Genomic DNA, 1885 nt, shown 5'->3' on the forward strand with positions numbered 1-1885 from the left:
CGCCGGACCGCCCGCCCCCGGGGCGCCGGTCCCCGGCCGCACCCTCGGCATCGTCGCGTTCGTGGTGGCGATCTTCTTCAACATCATCGGCCTCATCCTGGGCATCGTGGCTCTCGTGCAGAGCCGCAAGGCGGGGGTCAAGAACGGCTGGGCGGTCGCGGCGATCATCGTCGGTGCCGTGTTGGCCGTGGTCGGCGTCATCGTCGGCATCATCCTCGTGGCCGTGTTCGCCAACGCGGCGGGCGATCTCATCCAGTTCTGCGCCAACAACCCCAGCGGGGTGTACGAGGTGAACGGGCAGACCGTCACCTGCAACGGCGGCTGATCCCGCGAACGTGCGACGGCCCGCTCCTGCGCTTCGGCGCGGGGCGGGCCGTTCGGCGTCGAGCGGTCGCGGCCTCAGTCCAGGATGCGGCAGTGTGTCGTGAGCTCGCCGATCCCGTCGATGCCGACGGTCACGGTGGAGCGGTCCCGGAGGAAGATCTGCGGGTCGCGCGAGTAGCCCGCACCGCCGGGGCTCCCCGTGGAGATGAGGGTTCCCGGCAGCAGCGTCGCCGACTGGGAGAGGTGTGCGATCAGCGTGGCGACCGAGCGGATCATCTGCCCCGTCGAGGCGTCCTGCACCGTCTGGCCGTCGACGACGGCCCAGATGTGCAGATCCTGCGGGTCGGGGATCTCATCGGCCGTGACGACGAACGGGCCGTTGGGGGTGAACCCGTCGAACGACTTGCACCGCGACCACTGCGCCTCGGAGAACTGGATGTCGCGCGCCGTGATGTCGTTGACGACGGTGTATCCCCACACGTGATCGAGCGCGTCCTCCGCCGGGACGTCCTTCGCGGGCGCGCCGATCACGACACCGAGCTCCGACTCGTAGTCGACCGACTCGCTGAGCGTGCGCGGCCAGCTCGTCGTGCCCTCGTTGCCGGCCAGGGAGTTCGGCCACAGCGTGAACACGGTCGGTGCGGTGTCGGCTTTCAGGCCGAGCTCGCTGGAGTGCGCCGCGTAGTTGAGGCCGACCGCGAGGACGATGGGCGGCGCGGCGACGGCCGGCCCGAACACGAGCCCCGCGAGGGGGATGCCCTCGGCATCCTCGGACGCCTCCCGCACCCGTGCGAGCAGGTCGTCGCCGCCCTCGATGAGGGATTGCAGCGTGCGCGGCGCGCCCGCGAACAGGGCGCCCACCGGGGCGACACGTCCGGGGGCGACGACGGCGACCAGCTGCGGATCGTCCGTCTCGGGCAGCACGACGTGGGCGAAACGCATCCCTCCAGGGTAGTGGGGACGGCGCGACGGCGCAGGTTTTGGTGATTACGGTCGCGACGCAGGTCGCAGTGGGAAAGACTCAGCGCCCGGTGCCGCGGCGATGCCTGCGTGTCTCCCGGGCGCTGAGTTGGCCTGCAGTCATTGTCCGTCGGTGCTCTCGGGGGTGTCAAGAGGGTGCCCGCAGCATCCGCGCATGCTTGGATGGAGGCATGACCGAAGAGCGCACCAAGCCCGAGTTCGACGCCCCGACGGGGCCTGCTCCCGCGGACCTCGTCATCCGCGACCTCATCGTCGGTGACGGCGACGAGGCGAAGCCCGGCGACAACGTCACCGTCCACTACGCCGGCGTCGAGTACGAGTCCGGTGAGGAGTTCGACTCCTCCTGGGGCCGCGGCGAGTCGATCCAGTTCCCGCTGCGCGGCCTGATCCAGGGATGGCAGGACGGCATCCCGGGCATGAAGGTGGGCGGTCGCCGCGAGCTCGTGATCCCCCCGCACCTGGCGTACGGACCGGCCGGCGGTCACTTCCTCGGCGGCAAGACGCTCATCTTCATCATCGACCTGCTGAAGGTCGGCTGACCACTGGACGTTCCTCGGGGGCGGATGCCGCGGCATCCGCC

3 protein-coding genes are annotated in these 1885 nt (G+C 70.4%); 2 read left to right on the forward strand and 1 reads right to left on the reverse strand.

Annotation, left to right across the window (positions count from 1 at the left end; genetic code table 11):
- Positions 1-325: DUF4190 domain-containing protein (locus AC1Q49_RS16170; RefSeq protein WP_492493420.1), on the forward strand; the 325-nt coding region annotated here is incomplete at its 5' end.
- A 74-nt stretch (positions 326-399) separates the two neighbouring features.
- On the opposite strand, the gene AC1Q49_RS16175 is transcribed toward AC1Q49_RS16170, so the two are convergent.
- Complete coding sequence (locus AC1Q49_RS16175) at positions 400-1266, reverse strand: fumarylacetoacetate hydrolase family protein (protein WP_492493422.1); 867 nt, start codon at positions 1264-1266, stop codon at positions 400-402.
- Between the two features lie 209 nt (positions 1267-1475).
- Here AC1Q49_RS16175 and AC1Q49_RS16180 point away from each other — a divergent pair, with 209 nt between their 5' ends.
- Positions 1476-1844: an FKBP-type peptidyl-prolyl cis-trans isomerase gene (locus tag AC1Q49_RS16180; RefSeq protein ID WP_060959451.1), complete on the forward strand. Its 369-nt coding sequence runs from the start codon at positions 1476-1478 to the stop codon at positions 1842-1844.
- The last annotated feature ends 41 nt before the right edge of the window (positions 1845-1885 follow it).

It is taken from the genome of Microbacterium sp. MPR-TSA4 (assembly GCF_058792815.1).